23 protein-coding genes are annotated in these 23458 nt (G+C 65.6%); 12 read left to right on the top strand and 11 right to left on the bottom strand.

Annotation, left to right across the window (positions count from 1 at the left end):
* Positions 1 to 176 precede the first annotated feature (176 nt).
* The 5 genes from BRSPCE3_RS11165 (at position 177) to BRSPCE3_RS11145 (ending at position 4387) form a co-directional block, all read left to right on the top strand.
* Positions 177 to 950: a hypothetical protein gene (locus BRSPCE3_RS11165; RefSeq protein WP_375709895.1), complete on the top strand. Its 774-nt coding sequence runs from the start codon at positions 177 to 179 to the stop codon at positions 948 to 950.
* A 38-nt stretch (positions 951 to 988) separates the two neighbouring features.
* A complete protein-coding gene (locus tag BRSPCE3_RS11160) occupies positions 989 to 1210 on the top strand; it encodes a cysteine rich repeat-containing protein (RefSeq protein WP_244065871.1) in 222 nt (73 codons plus the stop codon).
* Positions 1211 to 1321: 111 nt separating this feature from the next.
* Entirely contained in the window at positions 1322 to 1534 is a 213-nt protein-coding gene (locus BRSPCE3_RS11155; RefSeq protein ID WP_244065870.1) for a hypothetical protein, read from the top strand.
* Positions 1535 to 1649: 115 nt separating this feature from the next.
* Positions 1650 to 2780, top strand: a complete 1131-nt coding sequence (locus tag BRSPCE3_RS11150) for an FAD-dependent monooxygenase (RefSeq protein ID WP_244065869.1) — start codon at positions 1650 to 1652, stop codon at positions 2778 to 2780.
* Positions 2777 to 4387, top strand: a complete 1611-nt coding sequence (locus BRSPCE3_RS11145) for a benzoate-CoA ligase family protein (RefSeq protein ID WP_244065868.1) — start codon at positions 2777 to 2779, stop codon at positions 4385 to 4387. The genes BRSPCE3_RS11150 and BRSPCE3_RS11145 overlap by 4 nt, the downstream gene beginning before the upstream one ends.
* Before the next feature lie 339 nt (positions 4388 to 4726).
* Here the strand turns inward: BRSPCE3_RS11145 and BRSPCE3_RS11140 are convergent, their stop codons facing one another.
* From BRSPCE3_RS11140 to maiA, 3 genes are read right to left on the bottom strand one after another with little or no spacing between them, the layout of a single operon-like run.
* Entirely contained in the window at positions 4727 to 5911 is a 1185-nt protein-coding gene (locus BRSPCE3_RS11140) for a 3-hydroxybenzoate 6-monooxygenase (protein ID WP_244065867.1), read from the bottom strand.
* Entirely contained in the window at positions 5911 to 6423 is a 513-nt protein-coding gene (locus BRSPCE3_RS11135) for a MarR family winged helix-turn-helix transcriptional regulator (protein ID WP_244065866.1), read from the bottom strand. Before BRSPCE3_RS11135 ends, BRSPCE3_RS11140 begins: the two co-directional genes overlap by 1 nt.
* Positions 6413 to 7045, bottom strand: a complete 633-nt coding sequence (maiA, locus tag BRSPCE3_RS11130) for a maleylacetoacetate isomerase (RefSeq protein ID WP_244065865.1) — start codon at positions 7043 to 7045, stop codon at positions 6413 to 6415. The genes BRSPCE3_RS11135 and maiA overlap by 11 nt, the downstream gene beginning before the upstream one ends.
* 106 nt (positions 7046 to 7151) lie before the next feature.
* On the opposite strand from maiA, the gene gtdA reads away from it, so the two are divergent.
* Positions 7152 to 8192, top strand: coding sequence for a gentisate 1,2-dioxygenase (gene gtdA, locus BRSPCE3_RS11125; protein WP_244065864.1), 1041 nt, complete (start codon positions 7152 to 7154; stop codon positions 8190 to 8192).
* 187 nt (positions 8193 to 8379) lie between these two features.
* Here gtdA and BRSPCE3_RS11120 read toward each other — a convergent pair whose 3' ends face one another.
* The 4 genes from BRSPCE3_RS11120 to BRSPCE3_RS11105 all read right to left on the bottom strand — a co-directional run bounded on the left by BRSPCE3_RS11120 (position 8380) and on the right by BRSPCE3_RS11105 (position 12644).
* Complete coding sequence (locus BRSPCE3_RS11120; RefSeq protein WP_244065863.1) at positions 8380 to 9207, bottom strand: ABC transporter permease; 828 nt, start codon at positions 9205 to 9207, stop codon at positions 8380 to 8382.
* Positions 9200 to 9973, bottom strand: coding sequence for an ABC transporter ATP-binding protein (locus tag BRSPCE3_RS11115; protein WP_244065862.1), 774 nt, complete (start codon positions 9971 to 9973; stop codon positions 9200 to 9202). The genes BRSPCE3_RS11120 and BRSPCE3_RS11115 overlap by 8 nt, the downstream gene beginning before the upstream one ends.
* 189 nt (positions 9974 to 10162) lie before the next feature.
* Positions 10163 to 11167: an ABC transporter substrate-binding protein gene (locus BRSPCE3_RS11110; RefSeq protein ID WP_244065861.1), complete on the bottom strand. Its 1005-nt coding sequence runs from the start codon at positions 11165 to 11167 to the stop codon at positions 10163 to 10165.
* A 115-nt stretch (positions 11168 to 11282) separates the two neighbouring features.
* Complete coding sequence (locus BRSPCE3_RS11105; RefSeq protein WP_244065860.1) at positions 11283 to 12644, bottom strand: FAD-dependent oxidoreductase; 1362 nt, start codon at positions 12642 to 12644, stop codon at positions 11283 to 11285.
* Between the two features lie 117 nt (positions 12645 to 12761).
* On the opposite strand from BRSPCE3_RS11105, the gene BRSPCE3_RS11100 reads away from it, so the two are divergent.
* Together BRSPCE3_RS11100 and BRSPCE3_RS11095 are read left to right on the top strand one after the other, a co-directional pair.
* The gene (locus tag BRSPCE3_RS11100; protein ID WP_244065859.1) at positions 12762 to 13646 is read left to right on the top strand and encodes a LysR family transcriptional regulator; all 885 of its coding nucleotides are present in this window, start codon (positions 12762 to 12764) and stop codon (positions 13644 to 13646) included.
* Between the two features lie 74 nt (positions 13647 to 13720).
* Entirely contained in the window at positions 13721 to 13972 is a 252-nt protein-coding gene (locus BRSPCE3_RS11095) for a hypothetical protein (protein WP_244065858.1), read from the top strand.
* Positions 13973 to 13974: 2 nt separating this feature from the next.
* Here the strand turns inward: BRSPCE3_RS11095 and BRSPCE3_RS11090 are convergent, their stop codons facing one another.
* Entirely contained in the window at positions 13975 to 14775 is an 801-nt protein-coding gene (locus BRSPCE3_RS11090; RefSeq protein ID WP_244065857.1) for an enoyl-CoA hydratase-related protein, read from the bottom strand.
* Between the two features lie 166 nt (positions 14776 to 14941).
* Between BRSPCE3_RS11090 and BRSPCE3_RS11085 the strand changes: the two genes are divergently transcribed.
* Together BRSPCE3_RS11085 and BRSPCE3_RS11080 are read left to right on the top strand one after the other, a co-directional pair.
* The gene (locus tag BRSPCE3_RS11085) at positions 14942 to 15916 is read left to right on the top strand and encodes a ketopantoate reductase family protein (RefSeq protein ID WP_244065856.1); all 975 of its coding nucleotides are present in this window, start codon (positions 14942 to 14944) and stop codon (positions 15914 to 15916) included.
* Between the two features lie 39 nt (positions 15917 to 15955).
* Positions 15956 to 16738, top strand: a complete 783-nt coding sequence (locus BRSPCE3_RS11080) for an SDR family oxidoreductase (RefSeq protein WP_244065855.1) — start codon at positions 15956 to 15958, stop codon at positions 16736 to 16738.
* Between the two features lie 99 nt (positions 16739 to 16837).
* On the opposite strand, the gene BRSPCE3_RS11075 is transcribed toward BRSPCE3_RS11080, so the two are convergent.
* Entirely contained in the window at positions 16838 to 17569 is a 732-nt protein-coding gene (locus BRSPCE3_RS11075) for an aspartate/glutamate racemase family protein (protein ID WP_244065854.1), read from the bottom strand.
* A gap of 103 nt (positions 17570 to 17672) precedes the next feature.
* The gene (locus BRSPCE3_RS11070) at positions 17673 to 18353 is read right to left on the bottom strand and encodes an alpha/beta family hydrolase (RefSeq protein ID WP_244065853.1); all 681 of its coding nucleotides are present in this window, start codon (positions 18351 to 18353) and stop codon (positions 17673 to 17675) included.
* A 289-nt stretch (positions 18354 to 18642) separates the two neighbouring features.
* Between BRSPCE3_RS11070 and BRSPCE3_RS11065 the strand changes: the two genes are divergently transcribed.
* Positions 18643 to 20478: a di-heme-cytochrome C peroxidase gene (locus BRSPCE3_RS11065; RefSeq protein ID WP_244065852.1), complete on the top strand. Its 1836-nt coding sequence runs from the start codon at positions 18643 to 18645 to the stop codon at positions 20476 to 20478.
* Between the two features lie 57 nt (positions 20479 to 20535).
* On the opposite strand, the gene BRSPCE3_RS11060 is transcribed toward BRSPCE3_RS11065, so the two are convergent.
* A complete protein-coding gene (locus BRSPCE3_RS11060; protein ID WP_244065851.1) occupies positions 20536 to 22083 on the bottom strand; it encodes an aspartate ammonia-lyase in 1548 nt (515 codons plus the stop codon).
* Between the two features lie 319 nt (positions 22084 to 22402).
* Between BRSPCE3_RS11060 and BRSPCE3_RS11055 the strand changes: the two genes are divergently transcribed.
* A complete protein-coding gene (locus BRSPCE3_RS11055) occupies positions 22403 to 23116 on the top strand; it encodes a hypothetical protein (RefSeq protein WP_244065850.1) in 714 nt (237 codons plus the stop codon).
* Positions 23117 to 23458 lie beyond the last annotated feature (342 nt).

The following is a 23458-nucleotide window of genomic DNA, read 5'->3' as shown; positions in this document are numbered from 1 at the left end:
TCAAAGACGTCGTGGCGAGCAAAAAATCCGCCTGCGCCATCCATAGCAACAATCCGCTTGCAGCGGAACTCGAAAGCGAAAATGATGTCGCTCGCCGAGGTTGTTACAACAAGACTTTTTCAGAGCTCAGTTCAGTTGAGCCGGAGACATCCGGCGCGACCAGAGGATTTATTCAGATGATCAATGCGTTGACACGTGCAACGAAGCTCTCCGCATGGCTTGCGCTTGCGGCACTCATGAGCACCGCACCGGCCTTGTCGCAGGCGCCGAGCCAGGCGCAGCGCGACGCCATCAAGTCGCAATGCCGCAGCGATTATATCGCGCACTGCTCGAGCGTGCCGCCGGGCGGCGAAGCGTCACTGCAATGCCTGCAGAAGAACATGGCGAGCCTCGCGCCGGGCTGCGCCAGCGCCGTGAAGGCCGTGGAAGCGCCGGCCGCCGCCGCGCCTGCGGCAGCAAAGACCGACGCGACTCCCGCGGCGACGGCAACGGCCAAGCCGGCCACAGAGGCAGCGGCACCGAAGGCCGCCGGGGCGCCGTCCAGCGCGCAAGTTTCGGCGATCCGCAGCGCATGTCGTTCCGACTATCCCAAGGTCTGCGCGGGCGTGCCGACCGGCGGTGCACCGGCGCTACAATGCCTGGAGAAGAACAAGGGCAAGCTGTCGCCGGCCTGCGAGAAGGCCGTCGCCGCTGCGGGCGGCGGCGCCGCGCCGGAGGCGGGCGCCGCGGCAACAGCGGCACCAGCGGCCGCGCCGGCGGTGATCATGTTGCGGCCGCTGCGGCCGCGCGAAGAGCTGTTCGTGCTGCGCTCGGCCTGTGGCGGCGACGTCCGCTCGATCTGCGGCGGTGTCCAGCCCGGCGGCGGACGGATCGTGCAGTGCCTGGCGACCAATGCCGGCTCGCTGTCACCGGCGTGCCGCGACGTGCTGGCGCCGTTCGCGGCACGGTAATCCTGTTGTCACGCGACTGACCGGAAAGGGAGCGAACAATGCTGCGTATTGTCCTGACCGCCGCGCTGCTCTGCGGCTCGACCGCCGTCTACGCCCAGGAGCTGACATCAGCGCAACGCAATGCCTGCATGGGCGACTACGAGAAGTATTGCAAGAGCGTGGAGCCCGGCGGCGGGCGCATCATCGCCTGTCTCGCCAAGCAGAGCGACAAGCTGAGCGCGGCCTGCAAAAAGGTGCTGGCAGAAATGGAAAAGAAATAGCCGCGCAAGCGATGAGACGACATGTGCCCGGTGCTTGCCGGACACGGAGCCGTAGCACCTTGTTTTGTCATCCACAGGCCAACCAGACCTCACTCCGGGAGAGGGAATATCATGCGCTCAATATTGCTGATCGCCGCGGCCCTGCTGTCCTTTGCCGCGACCATGACCTTTGAGTCTTCCGACGCCAACGCCGTCGTATGCGGGCGCGGCCCCTATCGCGCCGGATGCGCGAGCACGCGCGGCGCCGTCGTGGTCCGCAAGCCGGTCGTCGCCGGCTGCCGCTGGGTCTGGGTCGGCGGGGTCAAGGTCCGCCGCTGCTACTGAGCTTTCCGCAGCCATCCGGCTAGGCGCCACACGCATTTTCCCTCTGGCGTTCCCGCCAGAGGGCGATTAGTCTGGACCCAAATTGTAAGTACACTGTCAATCTGGGAGGCAGACGTTGCGGATCGCCGTGATCGGCGGAGGGCCCGGCGGGCTCTATTTCGCCTATCTCTGGAAGAAGCGTCATCCTGACGCCGAGATCGATCTGTTCGAGCAGAACGCGGCCGGCGCCACCTGGGGCTTCGGCGTGGTGTTCTCCGAGCAGGCGCTGGACTTCCTGCGCGCCGACGACCCCGAGACGGTCGACGCCATCACCCCGCGGATGGAGAGCTGGAAGAACATCACCCTCAACCTGCGCGGCGAGAGCGTCGAGATCGACGGCGTCGGGTTCTCTTCGATCGGCCGGCTGGCGCTGCTGACGATCCTGCAAGAACGCGTGCGCAGTGTCGGCGTCACGCCGCGCTTCGACACCGTGGTTCAATCGGTCGACGAGCTCCGGGGTTACGACCTGATCGTCGCCGCCGACGGGCTGAACTCGATGGTCCGGCGCGGCGATGAGGCCGCGTTCGGCGCGTCGGTGACGCATTCGACCAACAAATTCGCCTGGTATGGCACCACCAAACCCTTCGCGACGCTGTCGCAGACTTTCGTGGCGACCGACCGCGGCTGCTTCAACGCGCATCACTATCGCTATGCCAGGGACATGAGCACCTTCCTGGTCGAATGCGACGCGGCGACCTGGGCGGCTTACGGCTTCGCCGACAAGACGATCGAGCAATCGCAGGCGATCTGCGAGGACGTGTTCGCCGCGACCCTGGACGGCCACCGGCTGATCTCGAACAAGTCGGTGTGGCGCAATTTTCCGTGGATCTGGAACGAGCGCTGGTCGCACGGCAACATGGTGCTGATCGGCGACGCGCTGCATTCGGCGCATTTCTCGATCGGCTCGGGCACGCGGCTGGCGATCGAGGATGCGATCGCGCTGACCAAGGCGTTGGAGAGGGAAAGCGGCATCGCCGCCGCGCTTGAGCGCTACGAGAGCGAGCGCAAGCCGATCGTGAAGAAGCTCGTCACCGCGGCGCGGACCAGCGCCGACTGGTACGAGCACTTCCCTGAACACATGACGCGCGATCTGATGGATTTCGCCTACAGCTACATCACCCGCTCCGGCCGGATCGACGACGCGCGGCTGCGCGCGATGTCGCCGGCCTTCATGGCCCGCTATGAGGCCGCAAAGGGACAATCATGACCGGGATCGCCGACCAGGTACCGCAGGACAATCCCGGTGCGCGCGAGATCGGCTTTGCTATCCCCGAGCGCTACAATGCGAGCCGCATCCTGTTCGACAATCTCGGCAACGGCAATGCCGATCGGCTGGCGCTGACCGGCCCGGCCGGCACGCGGACCTATCGCGAGCTCTGCGCTGATGCCGCACGCTGGGGCCACGCATTGCTTTCGCTTGGGCTCAAGCGCGGCGACCGCGTGCTGCTGTTCCTCGACGACACCCCGGCCTACCCCGCGGCATTCTTCGGCGCGGTGCGTGCCGGCTTCGTGCCGCTGCTCATCAACACGCTGACGACGCCGGAGCTGCTGCAATTCTATCTGTCGGATGCCGGCGCGCAGGTCGCGGTCACCGATGCCGAGTTCTGTTCGCGCTTCAACGCGGAGGCCTGCAAGGCCACGCCGCTGCGCACGCTGGTCGTGGTCAACGGCCCCGCCGGCGATCACGCGGTTGCCGAGACCCGCAACGCTGGCGACTGGTTGCAAACATTTCCAACCGAGCTCGACGCAGCCGACACGCACAGAAACGAAATGGCGTTCTGGATGTATTCGTCGGGCTCGACCGGCCGCCCCAAGGGCATCGTGCATCTGCAGCACGACATGGCCTATAGCGAGCAGGCCTTTGCCCGCAACGTGCTGAAGCTTCAGCCTGGCGACATCTGCTTCTCGGTGCCGAAGATCTTCTTCGCCTACGGTTTTGGCAATTCGATCACGTTTCCCTTCTCGGTCGGCGCCGCCGCGCTGCTGCTGCCGGGCCAGCCGAAGCCGGCGGCGATCTTCGCGGCGATCGGGCAATACCGGCCGACGGTGTTCTTCGGGCTTCCGACGCTCTACATCACCCTGACGAAGGCCGAGGGCGCCGGGCAAGCCGATTTCTCTTCGCTGCGGATGGCGATGTCGGCCGCCGAGGTGCTGTCGGCCGATGTGTTCAACGGCTGGAAGCAGCTCACCGGGCTCGAGATCATCGAAGGGCTCGGCTCGACCGAGGTGCTGCACGTCTATCTCAGCAACCGCGCTGAAAAGAAGAAGCTCGGCGCCGCTGGCCTGCGCGTGCCCGGCTACGAGATCGGGCTGCGCGACAGCGACGGCCGCGAGGTCGGCGACAATGAGGAAGGCATTTTGTGGGTGCGCGGCGATTCCGCGACGCCGCTGTACTGGAACCGGCCGGACAAGACCGCCGAGACGGTGCGCGAGGACGGCTGGATCTACACCGGCGACCGCTTCATCCGCGACAGCGACGGCTTCCACTTCTTCCGCGGCCGCGCGGACGATCTGATCAAGATCTCCGGCCAGTGGGTCTATCCGCTCGAGGTCGAGCTGTGCCTCGCCGATCACCCCGACGTCCGCGAATGCGCCGTCTACGCCGCCGAATTGCCGGACCGCCGCATGACGCTGCGCGCCGTGGTGGTGATGAACAAGGCCGGCTTCGACACCGACGAGGCGGCGCGGCGGCTGCAAGATTACGTCAAGACGAAGCTGCTGCCGTACAAGTATCCGCGCGAAGTGAAATTCATCGACGAGCTGCCGAAGACGGGTACGGGAAAGATCGACCGACAGGCCGTGATGCGGATGTGAGCCGCAGGTGCCCCCACATATTCAGCGTCGTCCCGGCGAAGGCCGGGACGACGGAGAATGCGGCAACCGCGTCGCGTACGTCGACCACCGGTCGGCTATTCCTCACCCATCTCGCCCGGGGCTTACCTCTCTCCCCAACCCTCCCCCGCAAGGGGGGAGGGAGCCTGACCCGCGTGCTCACCTCACCTACACTCTTCCCTGCTGCCGTTTCGTTCTCGACATGCTTGCACGAACGTAAGGGAGGCACCGGCGGCAGCGTTCCCTCCCCCCTTGCGGGGGAGGGTTAGGGAGAGGGGTGCCGCACGGCGTACTCTCTCAATTTGCCGTTGCCCGACGCAGCTACGCCCCCAGCCCCGTCCCGCCATACAGCCACGCGATATCGTCGCACCACTGGTCTTGCGACTTCGCGCTCATGATCGCGTTGCGGATGCGGGCGTGGTCGCCCGAGGGATGGTAGACGTGCTCGCCGATCGCGCGGGACATCAGCTGCACCCGCGCGGTGCGCGGGAAGCGTTGTGCGCGATAGGCATCGAGCGCGGCCGCGTGGTCGTCATGATGGGCCAGCATATGCGACAGGCAGACCGCGTCCTCCATCGCCTGGCAGGCGCCCTGCGCAAAATACTGCAGCATCGGATGCGCGGCGTCGCCGAGCAGCACCACGCGGCCGTCGATCCAGCGTTCGGTCGGATCGCGGTCGCACAGCACCCAAAGCTTCCAGTTGGTGCCGTGGCGGATGATGTTCTGCGCCCGCTCGTGGACGTGGGTAAAGCCCTTCATCACCTCTTGTTCGGAGACCGGCTTGCCCGCGACCGGCTCGGGCGCGTCATTGTGATAGGTGACGACGAGGTTGAACACCTTCCAGCCCGACAGCGGGTAATGCACGATGTGGCATTTCGGCCCGGCCCACAGCGTCGCCGCATTCCAGCGCAGATCCTCCGGCATCCGCTCGGTCGGGATCACCGAGCGATAGGTGGTGTGGCCGGAGACGCGCGGCGGGCCGTCGCCCGTGACCTGCTTGCGGATGTTCGACCACAGCCCATCGGCGCCGATCAGCAGACGCCCGGTGACGCGCTCGCCGTTCGCGAGCTTCGCGGTCACCGACGAACCATCCTGTTCATAGCCGGTGACTTCGCTGCTCACGCGCAGCTCGATCAGCTCATGATTCTGGCAGGCGCGCAGGAACACGCCATGCAAATCGCCGCGATGCACCACGGCATAGGGATTGCCGAACCGCGCGCGAAAGGAGTCGCCGAGGTCGATATGGGTGATCTCATCGGCGGTCAGCGCATCCATCAGCCGCAGCTGATCGATGTAGACCGCCATGTTGCGCGCGGCCTCGCCGACGCCGAGATAGTCGAAGGCGTGGAACGCGTTCGGCCCAAGCTGGATGCCGGCGCCGATCTCGCCGAGCGCCGAAGCCTTTTCCAGCAGGATCGAGCGGATGCCTTTCTGGGCGAGGCCCAGCGCCACGGCGAGGCCGCCGATGCCGCCACCCGCGATCAGGACCGGCTTGCTGTCCACCATCAGCCCGATCTCCCGAGATGTTCGAGCGCATCCTCGGCGCGCAGCGGCACCCGCGAGGCCTCGTTGTTGAGGTCGACGAGCTGGGTCAGGAGCGAGAGCAGCGTCTTGCGATCGGCCGGCCTCAGCGGCTGCAGCATCCGCGCCTGCGCCTTGTCAACCGAAGGCATGATATCGCCGAGCACCGCGGCGCCGGCCTTGGTGAGGTAGAGCAGCTTGACCCGCTTGTCCTCGGGCGCCGGCTTGCGCACGATGAACTCCTTGGCCTGCAGCCGCTCGATCACATTGCCGAGCGTGGAGCGGTCGAACGCGATCACCGCCGACAGCCTCGTGGCGTCGATGCCGGGGTGGGTCGAGATCGTGACCAGGGCGGCGTATTGCACCGGCGTCAGGTCGAACGCCTTGCACTCCTCGATGAACAGCGCGACCGCGATCTGCTGCATGCGCCGGAACAGATAGCCGGGCGCGGTGTAGACCGCGTCCATGGTGACCGGCGTTGGCTTGCTATTCGGCATCGGGCTGCTTGTCCGGGGCGGCGTCGGCGAACGCCTTGACTTGTTTTGCGGCGGCCTCGGCCTTGAGCAGGCGCGGATAGGCCGAAACGTCGACGCCGAAGCGCCGCGCATTGGCGAGCTGCGGCACCAGGCAGAGATCGGCCAGCGTCGGCACATCGCCGAAGCAGAACGGCCCGGCCTCGTCAGCGATCAGGGTCTCGCAGGCCGAAAGACCTTCGCGATTGGCCCAGGCCGCCCATTCCGTGACCTGCTCCTCGGCCAGGCCGAGCTTGCGCAGCCGCGCCAGCACTTTCAGATTCTGCACCGGGTGGGTGTCGCAGGCGATCGCCTGCGCGAACGCCCGCACCTTGGCGCGCCGCATCGGGTCCTTCGGCAGCAGTGGCGGATTGGGATTGGTCTCGTCGAGCCATTCGATGATCGCGAGCGACTGGGTGAGGATCGCGCCGGCATCGCTCTCCAGCGTCGGTACCAGCCCCTGCGGATTGATCGCGAGATAGGCCGGCGCGCATTGCTCGCCCTTGCGCAGATGATGCGGCAGATGCTCCGAGGTGAGCCCCTTCAGATTGAGGGCGATCCGGACCCGGTAGGACGCGCTGCTCCGGAAATAGCCATGCAGCTTCATCGGAACCTCCCTTGCATTTCGTGATTGGCTTGTTCCGTTGACGCTAGCCATATTGTCAGTATACTGTCAATTAAATTGCGCCAACAAGAACGATGGGAGGCTTGCCATGGAAGCCGTGCAGAAGACCCCGGAGCGCGAGGCGTTCTACAAGAAGATCGACGGCGAAAATCTCTCCGCGCTGTGGAACGTGCTTGGCGATCTGGTCACGCCCGAGCCGCGAAGCGCCTGCCGCCCGCATCTGTGGAAGTTCGACCAGATCCGCGACTACATGAACGAGGCGGGCAGACTGATCACGGCCAAGGAAGCCGAACGCCGCGTGCTGGTGCTGGAGAACCCCGGCCTGCGCGGCCAGTCGAGGATCACGACCTCGCTGTTTGCCGGCGTGCAGATGGTGGTGCCTGGCGACGTTGCACCCGCGCATCGCCACACCCAGTCGGCGCTGCGCTTCGTGCTCGAGGGCAAGGGCGCCTATACCGCCGTCGACGGCGAGCGCACCGCGATGGCGCCGGGCGATTTCGTCATCACGCCGTCGATGACCTGGCACGACCATTCCAACGAAACCAGCGAACCGATGTTCTGGCTCGACGGGCTCGATATCCCGATGGTGCAGTTCTTCGACTGCTCGTTTGCCGAAGGCGCCAAAGAAGATCAGCAGAAGATCTCCAGGCCGGCCGGCGACAGCTTCGCGCGCTATGGCCGCAACCTGTTGCCGATCGACCAGAAGCGGTCGTCGAAGACCTCGCCGATCTTCAACTATCCCTATGAGCACACCCGCGAGACGCTGGAAAAGGCCCGGGCCCGCGATGAATGGGATGCCTGTCACGGCCTGAAGCTGAAATTCTCCAACCCCGAGACCGGCGATTTCGCGATGCCGACCATCGGCACCTTCATCCAGCTGCTGCCGAAGGGTTTCAAGACCGCCCGCTATCGCGCCACCGACGCCACCGTGTTCGCCGCGATCGAAGGCCGTGGCCGCACCCGGGTCGGCGATCAGACCTTCGAGTGGGGACCGCGCGATCTGTTCGTGGTGCCGAGCTGGCACTGGGTCACCCACGAGGCCGATGCCGACTCCGTGCTGTTCTCGTTCTCGGATCGTCCGGTGCAGCAGAAGCTCGATCTGTTCCGCGAGGATCGGGGCAACGCGTAAGCGGTTGTAGGGGCAAGGCGCGCCGCACCCACCCTACGTCGTCCCGGCGAAGGCCGGGACCCATAACCACCACTCTTGATCGGTTGAACGCGCTGGGGCCCCAGCTTTTTCTAACAACGATGCCCTGTGGTTATGGGTCCCGGCCTTCGCCGGGACGACACCTTGGGTGTGGCCGGCGGTGCGCCCCTCACCGCCAATGCAACAGCCTCACCTCGAGCAGATTGATCAGCTTCCCGACCACAAGCCCGAACAGCGACAGGATCACGACGCCGGCGAGCAGCTGATCGGTCTGCATCAGGTTGCCGGCCTGCAGCACGAAGGCGCCGATGCCGTATTGCGCGCCGATCATCTCGGCGCTGACGACGAGCAGCAGCGCCACCGATGCGGTGATGCGGAAGCCGGCGAGGATCGAGGGCAGCGCGCCCGGCCAGATCACCCGGCGGACGATGGCGTGGAACGGCACGTTGAAGCTTTGTGCCATCCGGATCAGATTGCGCGGCACCGCATCGACGCCGCTATAGACCGAGATCGCGGTCGAGAAGAACACCCCGAGCGCGATGGTCGCGATCTTCGGCTCCTCGCCGATCCCGAGCCACAGGATCAAGAGCGGCAGCAGCGCGATCTTCGGAATCGGGAACAGCGCCGAGATGAAGGTGATGCCGACGCCGCGCGCCATGGTCGACAGCCCGATCGCGAAGCCGACAATGACACCGGCGGCCGTGCCGATGATCCAGCCAGTGCCGATCCGCATGATCGACCACGACAGATGCTGCCATAGCGCACCCGACATCGCGAGCTTATAGATCGCGGCCGCGATCGCCGACGGCGCCGGCAGAAACAGCGGATTGACCCAGCCTGCGCTGCCGGCGAGCTGCCAGACCGCGATCACCAGCGCGAGCGCGATCCAGCCGGCATGGCGGCTGCCGCCGGGCGTGAAACCGGCGCCGCGAAACGCGACCGGCCGCGTTGCTTCCGCCGATTGGTCCTTCGCCTGCTGCGGGGAGCGGTCAAGCATGCTGGACCTCGCGTTCGGCATCGATCGCCTCTTTCCGGATCAGCGACCATAATTCGCCTTGCAAGGCGGCCATCCGCCCGCGCGCCTCCGCCGTGCCGCGCTCGGCGCGCGTCATCGGAATGGTCACGATCTCCCTGATGCGGCCCGGCCGGCGCGACAGCACCACGACGCGGTCGGCGAGCCGCACCGCTTCCTCGAGATTATGCGTGACATAGACCGCACCCATCGCGCCGTCGGCGAGCAGGCCGACGAAGTCCTCCATCAGCAGCTCGCGGGTTTGCGAATCCAGCGCCGACAGCGGCTCGTCCATCAACAGGATGGCCGGACGAACCGCGAGCGCCCGCGCGATGCCGACGCGCTGGCGCATGCCGCCGGAGAGCTGCTTTGGGTAAGCAGCGCGGAAATCCGTCAGGCCGGTGCGGCGCAGCGCGTCGTCGATCACGGTGCGGCGCTCGCCGGCGCCCAAGGCGGTGTGCAGCAGCGGAAACGCGACGTTCTCCTCGACCGTATTCCACGGCAGCAAGGCAAAGTCCTGGAACACGAAGGTCAATGGATTGAGGCTATCCGCCGGCGGCGCGCCGCGTAGCTCGGCGACACCCTTGCTCGGGCGGAGCAGGCCGCCGAGGATCGACAGCAGCGTGCTCTTGCCGCAGCCGGACGGACCGACGATCGCGACGATCTCGCCGGCCGAGACCTGGAACGAGACATCGTCGAGCACGTCGAGTGCACCGAAGCGATGGCTGATATGGTCGGCGATCAGGTCCATGTTAGCGGCTCACTCCTTGACCCGTCATCCTGAGGAGCGCGCACTTGCGCGCGTCTCGAAGGATGCACGGCCGAACTGCTGCATCCGGGCCGTCGACCCTTCGAGACGCCGCTTCGCGGCTCCTCCAGCGACAAAGGCGAAGCCTTTGCGCGGGGCTGACGGGGATAGAGCAGTGCGCGCGGCTCATCATCAATCCGCCTTCACGTAATCCTTGGCGATGATCGCATTCGCGTCAAAGCCCTTGTCGACGAAACCCTGCCCCTGCAGCCATTTGATCTGGTTGTCGAGATTCTTCACGTCGAGCTTGCCGTCCGGATCGATATAGGCGCAGTTGCCGACCACCTGCGCGACCGGCAGGTTGGTGTATTTGGCGATGATCTCGAGCAGCGGTTTGGTCTCCTCGTTGATCGGCGCCACGCCGTCCTTGATCGAAGTCAGGATCACGTCGTGATATTCATGGTCGGCGCGGGTCAGCGCGGTGAGCAGCCTCTTCACCAGCTCAGGGTTGGTCAGTATCTTCGGCGACGCGAAGATCGCCCCGAGCTGCCACGGTGTCTCGTCGCCGACCCAGCCCAACAGCTTCGCGCCGTTGGCATCGATCAAGGTTCGCGCGGTCGAGACCGGCAGCAGCGCGGCATCGACGGTTTCGCCCTTCAGCGCCGCGGCGGCATTCGACAGCGATTGCAGCGGCACGATCTTCACGTCTGATAGCTTGAAGCCGTATTTGTCGGCCAGCAGGCCGAGCGAATAGTGAAAGCTGGAGCCGACCTGGGTCACCGCGACGCGCTTGCCGGCGAGATCCTTCGGGGTCTTGAGGCCGCTCGCATAGGCGTTGTTGCTGGCGAAATAGCCGATCAGGGGATAACCGGCCTTCTCGCGGCTCATGCCGCCGATCACCTTGAGCGTGCCCTTGCCCGCGAGGTTGTAGAGACCGGCGGTGACCGCGGTGACGCCGAAATCGACGTCGCCCGAGGCGGTCGCGACCGCGATCGGCTGCGCCGCATCGAAGAACTTCAGCTCGACATCGAGGCCGGCGTCGCGGAAATAGCCCTTGTCCTGCGCGATGAACACCGGCGCCGAGGACGACAGCCGCAACACGCCGATCTTCGCCTTCAGCAGGTCATCGGCTCGCGCGATACCGCTCGCGGCCCAGACCAAGAGACCCGCGAGTGCGAGCCGCGCCCAACCCTTCATTCCATCCTCCGCTTGAAGCCTTGTCCGTTCCGATCACACCGGAACGGTGGCTCCGGATTCGTGTCTTGATGCATCTTCGTTACGCGAACCGGGATCAACTTCGCTTGAAAACGCGCTAGAGTCCTTCGGGCACGGCCTGATCGCGGCCGATGAACGCGCCCTGTTTGCCAAGCTGTTGTTGCAACTTTTCGACGGAAATGTCGCGCGGAATCGTATTGCCCGACAGCGCCAGCGCCGCCGCGGTTCCCGCCGCCTCGCCCATCACGAAGCAGGCACCGGAAACACGCGCCGCCGATTGTCCCTCATGGGTCATCGAGGCGCAGCGGCCCGCGACCAGGAGATTGTCGACGCCCTCGGGCACCAGCATGCGGTACGGCAACTCGTTGTAGCCGCGGCTTTCCGGGATCGGCGGAAATTCGAAGGTCACATCGCCCGGCACGTGCTTTTCCATCGGCCAGCCGTTGACGCCGATCGAGTCCGCGAACGAGGCGCAACCCAGCACATCTTCTCCCGACAGCATGTAGCCGCCGATCACGCGCCGCGTCTCGCGGATGCCGAGCTGCGGCGGCAGATCGACGATGTAGGAATTCTCGAAGCCCGGCACCGTGCGCAGGAATCTGAACGCCTCGACCGCCTGGCGGCGGCCCTCGATCTCGCCGCGCGTCATGTCATCAGGATCGATGCCCGAGATCGCGCCGCCATCGCTGCGCGTCACCTGGGTAAAATTCACCCGCCATTCGATCTGCGATTTCTGCGGCCGCACGATCGCCGACTTGCGCGGGAATTTATAGGTGCCGGCGGCCTCGGCCTGCGCCATCCGCTCCGGAATCGTCCGCCACGCATCGCCGGCCTTCGCCGGATCGATGCCGTTGAGGCGGAACATCATCGAGGGGTAGAGCATGCCGCCCTGGTTGTCGCCGACCTCATGGGGCGCACCGGCCCAGACCGCGAGGTCGCCGTCACCGGAGCAATCGATGAAGATGCTGGCCACGACCGCCTGGCGCCCGGCCTTGGTTTCCACCATCAGCGCACGAATGCGCGCGCCGTCCATCACGACGCCGGCACCGAGCGCGTGGAACAGGATGTCGACCTTGTGATGCGCCAGCAGATCGTCGGCGGCGATCTTGTAGGCCGCGGTGTCATAGGCCTGCGCAAAAATCTTGCCGAGGATCAGATGCGGTGCGTTCAAGCCCCCGAGCCGGTCGATCCGCGCCAGCAGGTCGGAGGCGATGCCCTGCACCACGCGGTGCATCTCGCCGAAGATGTTGGCATGCAGTCCGCAGAAGTTGGTCACGCCGGCCGCGGTGCCCATGCCACCGAGGAAACCGTAACGCTCGATCAAGAGCGTCCGCCGTCCGGCCCGTGCCGCGCCGACCGCGGCCGCGATGCCGGCCGGTCCGCCGCCGAGCACCACCACGTCATATTCGCCATAGAGGGGGACCTGCCGCGCAGGTTCTTCGATCGTGCTGATCAGCATCATTTCCGCCCTGAACAAAGTTGATTGGGCGAACTATGAATTGATGCGGATTGCAGTACAATCCACCAAAATATGTGATCAGCTTTCGCGAATCGAGAAAAGCTACGGGGAGAGCGAATGGATACGCTGGTCAATCTCGAAGCCTTCCTCGCCACCGCCGACGCCGGCGGGTTCTCGGCTGCGGCGCGCAAGCTCAACATCGCGACATCCGTTATCGCCAAGCGCGTCACCCAGCTCGAGGAGCGGATCGGCACCGCGCTGTTCCACCGCTCGACCCGCCAGTTGCGGCTAACCGAGGCCGGGCAGCAATATGTTCACCGCGCCCGCGGCGTGGTTGCCGATGTCGGCGATCTGCTGTCGCGGATGGGCGAGAAGCAGCGCGACCTGTCCGATCATCTGCGCGTCAAGGCGCCGACCTCGCTGACGGTGGCGCGCCTCGCCGACGCCTTCACGATCTTCCAGAAGCAGAACCGCAGCGTGAAGCTCGAGATCGTGATGATCGACCGCCCGGTCGATCCGGTGACCGAAGGTTTCGACATCGCCATCGGCGCCTTCCCGCATTCCTTCGGCGGCGTCGTCGACGAGCCGCTGTGCCGGTTGCCGCGGCTGGTGTGCGCCTCGCCGGCCTATCTGAAGAAACACGGCACGCCGAAACATCCGCGCGACCTGGTCGATCACCGCTGCCTCAGCTTCCTGCCGACCGGACCGGAATGGCCGTTCGAGGGACCGCGCGGCCGCATCAATATCCAGGTGCGGCCGATCCTCTCCTCGAACGAGGGCCGCGTGCTGACGCAAAGCGCGATCGCCGGCAACGGCATCGCGCTGCTGTCGCATTATCTGGTCGCGGATGCGCTGCGCGACCGTGCGTTGCAGCCGCTGCTGGCAGACTTTCCGATCCCGGAACTGTGGGTGAAGGCCGCCGTTCCCGAGCGCCGCATCGACGCCGCTGCGGTGCAGGCGCTGCTGAAGACCTTGAAAAAGTCGCTGGCGCAGTCGCTGTGATACGACGGTGGCCTTGCCCCTCGCCTGCCGACCTGAGACAAGGACGCGAAAGGATCGCCCGCTTGAAACTCCTGATGCCGGTTTCGCTTGGCTTCATCATCGTCGCGACGCCCGCGGCGGCGATCGAGACCTGCCGCTTCATCGAGGCCAAGCCGGAACGCGAGGCCTGCTACCATCGCCAGGAGCAGGAGCTGGCGGCCAAACGCAAGCCCGATCCGCCGATCACACGCGCGAACGAATCGAAGACGTTCGATCAGTTGCAGCAGATGCGGCGCGACGACGAGGAGGTCTATCGCAGCATCCGCGGCATCTGCACGGGCTGTTGAAGTTACGCCGCGCCGCCGCCCCAGCGGCCCGCGCGCTTCTCGGCAAAGGACGCCAGCCCTTCGGCCGCCTCGGCGGTTTGCCGCTTGGCCGAATGCAGATGGACGAGGCGCTGGTAGGCCGCATCGTCCACGGCCATGCCGCCGAACGAGCTTTCCATCGCGAGCTTCTTGGTCTCGGCCAGCGCCTCCGGGGCGTTGCCGAGCAGCTGCTCGACGACCTTGGCGCCGGCGCTTTCGAGCTCGGCCAGCGGAACCACATCATGGACCAGGCCGATGCGGCGGGCATCCTCGGCGCCGAAACGCTCACCGGTCAGCGCATAGCGCCGCACCTGGCGCACGCCGATCGCATCGCAGAGCTGCGGGATGATGATCGCCGCGGTCAGGCCCCAGCGCACCTCGGTGATCGAGAACAGCGCATTGTCGGCCGCGATCACGATATCGCAGGCCGAGATCACGCCGGTGCCACCGCCGAAGCAGCCGCCCTGCACCAGCGCCACCGTCGGCACCGGCAGCGTGTTGAGGCGCTGCACCGCCTCGAAGGTGGCGCGCGACGCCGCCTCGTTCTCCTCCGATGATTTCGGCCGCACGCCGTTGATCCATTTCAGGTCGGCGCCAGCCTGGAAATGCTTGCCGTTGCCGTTCAGCACGACGACGCGCACCGGCTTGGTCGAGAGATCGTCGATCGCGGCCAGCACGCCGGCGATCAGCGCGCCATCATAGGCATTGTTGACCTCGGGGCGATTCAACGTGACGGTCGCGACCCCGCGCGCATCGAGGCTCCACAGGACTGGGCTGGCCGACATGACGTTCTCCCTGGTTCGGCATTGCTGTTGTGGCCACTATGGCGAGAGGCGATGGCTTGATCCATCACTTTCGAGCGCGCGCGGCCGCGCCAGGCGCATGACGGGTTGCGCGATGCCCCGCGCTTGTGGAAACTGACGCGGCACGTTGCAAGGATCAGTTCCACTCATGCGTATTTGCATTTTCGGCGCGGGCGCCGTCGGCAGCCACTTCGCGGTCCGGCTGGCCCGCGCCGGCCACGATGTGTCCTGCGTGATGCGCGGGCCGCATCTCGACGCGGTCAGAACCAGCGGACTGACGCTGAAGGTCGGCGACAGCAGCGTCACCGCCAAGGTGAGAGCGTCCGCCGATCCTGCCGAGCTCGGGCCGCAGGACGTCGTCATCAGCACGCTGAAAGCGACCGGCATCGGCGCGCTCGCAACCGGGCTGCCGCCACTGCTTGAACGCGACACCGCGATCGTGTTCGCGCAGAACGGCATTCCCTGGTGGTACGGTCTCGGCCTGCCGTCGCAACATCCCGCCATCCCCGATCTCGGCTTCCTCGATCCCGGCGGCCACCTGCGTGCCGCCGTCCCGAAGGAGCGGATCATCGGCGGCGTAATCTTCTCCTCCAACGAGGTGGTCGCGCCCGGCATCGTGGCGAACCTGTCGCCGGACCGCAACCGCCTCCTGATCGGCGAATGCGATGATCGCCAGAGCGAGCGCATCACCACCCTGCGCGCGGCACTGAATGACGCCGCGATCGAATCGCCGGACGTCCGGGAGATCCGCGAGACGATCTGGTCGAAGCTATTGACCAACATGTCGATGTCGGTGCTTTGCCTGCTGACCGGGCTGACCGCGCGCGGCGTCCGCGACGATCCTGCGATGCAGGACGTGATCCCGCGCCTGCTCGACGAAGCCAATGCAGTGGCGACGCACACCATTCCCGAGGTCAAGCGTGTCACCCGCTCGGGGCCGGCACCGGACCACAAGCCGTCGATCCTGCAGGATTACGAGCTCGGCCGCGCCATGGAAATCGATGTGCTGGTGCGCGCGCCGGCGACGTTTGCCCGCGCGGCCAACCTTCCCACCCCGATGCTCGACCTGATGGCCGCACTCGCGATCCAGAAGGCGCGTGACAAGGGGCTGTATCAGGGCTGACAATCCGGACAAGGCGATAACAAGCAGGGATATCGAACCATGCAAGTCAAGGACAAGGTCTGTGTCGTCACCGGCGGCGCGAGCGGGATCGGCGAAGCGGTGGCACGGGCCTATGCGGAGGCCGGCGCGCGCGGTGTGGTGGTCGCCGATCTCAAGACCTCGCGCGACCGGCTCGCCAGCGTCGCCGGCGACATCGACGGGCTTGCTGTCACTGCCGATGTCGGGCTCGAGGAGGACATCAAGGCGCTGATCGCCGCGGCCGAGGACAAATATGGCCCGGTCGACGTGTTCTTCTCCAATGCCGGGCTGTCGCGCAAGGGACAGGAAACCGCCTCCGATGCCGACTGGGACGTGAGCTGGCGCGTGCATGTGATGAGCCACGTGTTCGCGGCGCGCGTGCTGGTGCCCGGCATGCTCGCGCGCGGCTCGGGCTATCTCATCAACACCGCATCGGCCGCGGGGCTGCTCGCCTCGCTGAATTCGATGCCTTACGGCGTCACCAAGAACGCGGCGGTTGCGCTCGCCGAGCATCTCGCCATCCAGTATGGCGATCGCGGCATCCGCGTCTCCGTGCTCTGCCCGCAATCGGTGCAGACCGGGATGACGACGCCGGGCCCAAGCGCGGCGCGGGTCGACGGCGTGCTGCAGGCGGGCGAAGTGGCGCGGATGGTGATCGAGGCGATGGCCGAGGAGCGCTTCCTGATTCTGTCGCATCCGCAGGTGCAGGACTACATGCAGCGCAAGGCCGCCAACCGCGACCGCTGGCTGTCCGGCATGCGCCGCCTGCGCGACCGGATCTATGGCGGCGCGGCGTCAGGCTGACGCGTAGCCCGGATGGAGCGCAGCGCAATCCGGGATTCTCGAAGGGTGGCGCGACCTCCCCGGATTGCGCTTCGCTCCATCCGGGCTACGAAACCCGCGTCAAGTTGACGGCGGCGCGAATTTCTCCAGAGGCCCGGAATAGGCCTTGGCCACCGGCGAAGCGTAGGCGCCACGGCGCGACGTCGTGAGCTTGAGGGCTGCGAGCGCTTCCGCCTGCTTCACCGCGGCGGCCACGCCGTCGACCACGGGCACGCCGAATTGCACCGACAGCGCATGGGCCAGATCGGCCATCCCCGCGCAGCCGAGCACGATCGCGTCGGCGCCCTTCTCCAGTGCTCGCGCGATTTCCGCCTGCAGCTTCTCACGCGCGCCCGAGCCCGGTTTCTCCAGATCGAGCACTGCGACATCGCAGGCCGTAACCTTGGCGCGGTCGGCAAAGCCGTAGCGGCACACCAGCTCCTCCAGCGGCACGATCGAGCGCGGCAGCGTGGTGACGATGCCGATCCGCTTGGCGATCTGTCCGGCCGTGACCAGCGCCGCTTCGCAGATGCCGACCACCGGATAACGCACCGCCGACCGCGCGGCATCGAGCCCGGTGTCGTCGAAACAGGCGATGATGCCGGCATCGGCTTCGAGCGTCTTCAGCAGCGCCTCGATCAGCCCGGGAACGGCGAATGCCTCGTCGTAGAAGCCCTCGATCGAGGCCGGCCCCATCGACGACGTCACGGCGACGATCTCGGTGTCGGATGCTGCAACGGCCCGCGCGGCGGTGGCGATCGTTGCAGTCATCGATGCGGTGGTGTTGGGATTGACGATCAGGATCTTTGTCATGGGTGGAGATTAGTAGCCCGGATGCAGCGAAGCGCAATCCGGGACGGTGTCACAGGCGGAGAAGCTTGCCCCCGATTTCGCTTCGCTGCATCCGGGCCACAAACTATGAATGCTTCGCAACCCAGCCTGCGAAGGCATCGAGCACCTCGGCCATCACCTCGCGGTCATTGCGGCCGGAGCGCTTGAGGACATGGAAGGAGTGATCAGCCTCCTGCGCCAGATGCAGCGTCGCCCGCGCGCCCAACCCCTTCACCACGGGTTCGAGCAGATCGAGTTCCGCCAGCGCGTCGCGCGTGCCCTGCAGGAACAGCATCGGGACCTTGACCGCAGCAAGATGCTTGGCACGCTCGCTCGACGGCTTGCCGGCAGGATGCAAGGGAAAGCCGAGGAACACCAGCCCGCGCACGCCTTCCAGCGGCGCCTTGGCCTGCGCCTGCGAAGTCATGCGCCCGCCGAACGACTTGCCGCCGGCGAACAGCGGCAGTTCGCCGCAACGGCGCGCGGTTTCCGCCACCGCGGCACGGACCGTCGCCTGCGCGACGGCGGGCGGGTCGGGCCGCTTGCTGCCCTTCTCCATGTAGGGAAACTGATAGCGCAAGGTCGCGATGCCGCGCTCGGCCAATCCCTCCGCAATCACCGTCATCGACGGATGCGCCATGCCCGCACCGGCGCCATGGGCAAACACGTAGGCGCTACGGGCCTGCGGCGGGCGCAGCAGCAGTGCGGATACCGTGCTGTCGTCCGAGACGGTAATCGTGAGCGGCTGTGCAGCTCGTGCGTTCAAGATGACATCTCGAAGAATTGTTGCGCCGTTATGTTTAGTCGCAGACCGCGATGCGCGCAAATGCCGCTTCCGCCGCCGCGCCGCAAGTGACTGGCTCACAGCGAATCGAGATTTCCCTTGCAACATTTCCCTTGCAACGTTTCCTTCGCAACATTTCCGTTGTTAGATCAGGAGCCGCCACTGTAGGATGGCGCAAAGCGTACCACACGCTTAACGCGAGCTCGTTTTTCGGCGATTTTTAACATCTCAGCCATATGACGCGCGGGTACCGCGAATTGGGGGACGGGGCATGCCTCGCAAGACGATCGTTTTCATCGGGCTGTTGATTGTCGCCGGCGTCTTCTACTTCAAAGACGATATCGATGCGCTGGCCAAGAGCTTCCGTATTCAGGCGGTCGACTACCAACCGCCGGCAAAGACCGTGTGGCTGAATCAGAATGTCAGCGCCGAGCGGCTGCGCTGGTTCTACCACGCCGACCAGGGTACGCGGACCTTCGGCATCCCTCTCGAATGGTTCATGGTGCTTGAGCAGCCGACGCCCTGGCCGCCGTTCAGCGCGGCGCCGCGGCTCAGCGAGACCAACTATCTCGGCCGTTTCGGCTTTATTCCCGACACCGTGATTCCGGGCAGTCCCGATGCACTGCCGATCGGCTTCGCGCGGGGCGGCCCGATGGCCGACGCCAACGGCGCCCCCTGGCGCAACCCGCACAGCAAGGCCGACATGAACGGGGTCGGGCTCACCTGCGCCGCCTGCCACACCGGAAGCTTCAGCTATCGCGGCACCGAGATCGTGATCGACGGCGGCCCGGCCAACACCAATTTGTTCGAATTCCAGAAGACCGTTGGCCTGTCGCTGCTGCTGACCCGGTTCTGGCCCGGCCGCTTCGCGCGCTTTGCCGACGAAATCCTCGGCAAGGACTCCAGCGTCGACGAGCGCATGGCCCTGCGCGGCCAGCTCGATCTCGTGCTGAAGCAATACGCCAACATCAATGCGCTGGAGAGCAAGGTCGCCGCCAACAGCGTCGAGGAAGGCTATGCGCGGCTCGATGCGCTGAACCGGATCGGCAACCAGGTGTTCTCGATCGACCTGAACAATCCGAACAACTACGCCTCGCATTCGGCGCCGGTGCATTTCCCGCGGATCTGGAACGCGCCGTGGTTCAGCTGGGTGCAGTATGACGGCTCGATCATGCAGCCGATGGTGCGCAATGCCGGCGAGGCGCTCGGCGTCAGCGCCGAGCTCAATCTGCTCGACGAGTCCAAGGGCCTGTTCAAATCGAGCGCGCGGATCGACGTGCTGCACGAGATGGAGCAGATGATCGCCGGTGAGCCGCCGAGCAAAACGAAGGGCTTTGGCGGCCTCGCGTCGCCCAAATGGCCTGATAACATCCTGCCGAAGATCGACCCGCTGCTCGCGAAGACGGGTGGCGAGCTCTACAAGAAGCATTGTCAGGACTGCCATGGCCCGGCGATCAACAGCAGTGCGCTGCCGCCGAACGAAGGCCTCGCGCTATTCGAGGACGATAAGCGGTGGATCAAGAACGATGCCGGCCAGCTACTGCTCGACGTCGAGATGATTCCGATCAGCCATATCGGCACCGACAGCGCACAGGCCGAAGGCCTTGCGAGCCGCACGGTCGAGACGCCGGCCAACCTGAAGATCAAGGACGGCGCGTTCGGACCGGCGCTCGGCGACCTCGTCGAGAAGACCGTCGACTACTGGTACGACCAGAACAAGACCCCACCCGAGGATCGCAAGCGCATCAACGGCTACCGGCCGAACGAGATCCAGGCTCCGCTCGCCTACAAGGTCCGGCCGCTCAACGGCATCTGGGCGACGCCGCCCTATCTGCACAACGGGTCGGTGCCGACCATCTACGCGCTGCTGTCGCCGGTGAAGGAGCGTCCCCCGATCGTCTATCTCGGCAACCGGGAGTATGATCCGAAGAATCTCGGCTATGTCTCCGACGACAAGCTCAAGAACGTCTTCGCGCTCGACACCAGCAAGCGCGGCAACAGCAATTCCGGCCACGAATTCTCCAACGAGAAGCGCCTCGGCGTGATCGGGCCGGAACTGAGGGAAGACGAGCGCCGCGCCCTGATCGAGTTCATCAAGACGCTGTAGCGCTCGCCAGAGCGTTCTCCGTCATAGCCGTTGGAGGACGGCGTCGCTTCCGCGCGTTCAACTCTCCTTCTTCAGCTTGGGCACGGGCTGCCGGCGCGCCGGGCGGGTCATGGCTTCGAGCTCGAGCAGCTGGTTGAGCTGCTCTTCGGTCAAAAGCTTCTCCTCCAGCACGATGTCGGCGACCGAGCGGTTCTCCTTCAACGCGCGGCGCGCCACGCGCGATGAGGCTTCATAGCCGAGCGCCGGCGCCAGCGCCGTGATCAGGCCGATCGAGCCCTGCACCAGGCTGCGGCAGCGCTCGCGATCGGCCTCGATGCCGTCGACGCAGCGCTTGGTCAGCGTATCGATCGCCGCCGTCAGCATGCGCAGCGAGCTCAACACGCAATAGCCGATGGTCGGCTCGAACGCGTTGAGCTGGAGCTGGCCGCCCTCGGCGCACATCGTCACCGTGAGATCGTGCCCGATCACCAGGAACGCGACCTGGTTGACCACTTCGGGGATGACGGGATTGACCTTGCCGGGCATGATCGACGAGCCGGCCTGCACCGCCGGCAGCCGGATCTCGCCGATGCCGGTGCGCGGCCCCGACGACAGCAGCCGCAAATCGTTGCAGATCTTCGACACCTTGACCGCGACGCGCTTCAGCACGCCGGAGAACAGCACGAAGGCGCCGAGATCGGAGGTCGCCTCGATCAGGTTGGACGCCAGCACCATCGGCTGGCCGGACAGCCGCGACAATTCCTCGACGGCCAGCGCCGCATAGCGCGGGTCGGCGTTGATGCCGGTGCCGATCGCAGTCGCCCCGAGATTGACCTCGCGGAACAGCGAGGAAATCTCGTTGAGCCGCGCGACGTCTTCCTTCACGGTGGCGTGGAAGGCGTCGAACTCCTGGCCGAGCGTCATCGGCACCGCATCCTGCAGCTGGGTGCGGCCCATCTTCAGGACATCGGCAAACTCCACCGCCTTGCCCTTGAAGGCATAGGCGAGGTCATCCAGTGCGCGCACCAGCGGCTGGGTGGCGAAGATCACCGCGAGCCGCAGCGCGGTCGGATAGGCGTCGTTGGTCGACTGCGCCATGTTGACGTCGTCGTTGGGATGCAGCGTGTGGTAATCGCCGGGCTTCTTGCCCATCAGCTTGAGCGCGACGTTGGCGATCACCTCGTTGGCATTCATGTTGGTCGAGGTCCCGGCGCCGCCCTGGATCGCGTCGACGACGAAGGACTCGGCATAGACCTTGTCGGTCGCGACCTGGATGCAGGCCTTGTCGATCGCATCGGCCTTTTCCGGCGAGAGATAGCCGAGGCGCTTGTTGGCGCGGGCGGCGGCCTGCTTCACCAGCGCCAGCGCGCGGACGAATTCCGGGAAATGGCCGACCGGCACGCCGGTGATCGGAAAGTTCATCACCGCACGCTTGGTGTGGATGCCCCACAGCGCATTGGCCGGCACGTCGTCCTCGCCGAGCAGATCGTGCTCGGTGCGGGACTGCGCCTGCTCGATCGGCACGGTACGGACGGTCGCGATCGCGAGCTCGCTGACGTTGCCGCTGTCGCCGGAGGGCGGCGCGGTGGCTGCAGTGTTGACGGTCTCAGCTTTCGATTCGGCCATCGATCCCTCCGTTACCTCTCGCAAACGTCGTCAGCGACGCCAGCCATGATGCGCCCGACCGGCATCGAAAGCCAATGCCTATCGGCAAAGTCTTGTACACCGGCGAACGAAAAGACGCGTCAAAGCTGGAGCGGCATGCGCGCCGCAGCAGGAATCGAGGGCCTGCCTTATCCGTCACGATAACAACAACTTATAGCTCCATCCTGGGCGGTGCCCGACAACCGATGCGGCTGCTTCCTCCGCTGCGTCATCGCGTGCTAGATCAGCCGCAACAGGCGCAAGCGCGCTGCCGACAGTGAACGAACCAAGAGCCAACGCCGTGTCCAACAACAACGAAGCGATAGCCATCAAATTCCGCTGCCCGGCGGAGCTCGAAGGCAAGATTCCGCCGCCGGTGCCTGCGTCATTGGGGCTTCCCGGATGGCTCAAGGCGATGCCGACGCAGGCCTTCAATGCGATGAGCAATCGCGAGGAAGATACCGTCAAGCGCTGCCCGCCGTTCATCGACGCGATGACATCAGGCTTCCTGATGCCGCTGGTCTGCGATCTCAAGATCGAGAACGGCGAGATGACATGGGACAACGACCTGCCGTCCGGGGGCGTCCTCGAATTCCCGCGCTCGCCGGTCGGCTTCCACGACGAGAGCCAGGTGATCGGCTCGCCGCTGTTCGAAGCGGACCGCTTCGTCATCAAGTTCGTCAATCTGTGGACCATCGAGGCGCCGCCGGGCTACTCGCTGTTCTTCACCCATCCGGTCAACCGGTTCGACCTGCCGTTCACCACGCTGACCGGCATGGTCGATTGCGATCTGTTTCACGACAGCTGGATTCATTTCCCGGCACGCTGGCACGACACCAATTTCAGCGGCGTGCTGCCCAAGGGCACGCCGGTTGCGCAATGCTTCCCGGTGAAGCGCGAAAACTGGATTGCGCAAACCGCACCGATGACGCCGGATGAAACGTCGCGCGCCCAGGAACTGTCCAACCGCATGGCCCGCGAGCCCGGGCTCTATCGCCGGCAGTTTCGGACGTAGTTGCGGCGCGAGACGGCGGCGTTGCGATCAGATTGACGAGCGGATTGCGCGCGGCTCCCTCCGCACGTCGGCCCTGCGAAAGCAGGGACCCATGCTCCGCGGCCCGTGTTGTGAACGGGACTCGTCGTTCCAGCTTCGTTCAACAATCAGCATTTGTGGTTATGGGTCCCCTGCTTACGCAGGGACACACCGAGTGTGGGGCGCGATCTTGGACAAGTTCGGTGTCATCACCCGCGAAATGTTTAGCCCGGACAGATCACTGACGGGTGTTCGGAGACATAGCTGACACATCAACTTGGCTGGATTGGTCCGATTCGGGAGGCCGTCCATGCCGTGGAGTGA

This window comes from Bradyrhizobium sp. Ce-3, assembly GCF_022835695.1.
Lineage (GTDB): Bacteria > Pseudomonadota > Alphaproteobacteria > Rhizobiales > Xanthobacteraceae > Bradyrhizobium.
This window is presented reverse-complemented; position numbering and strand designations above follow the sequence as displayed.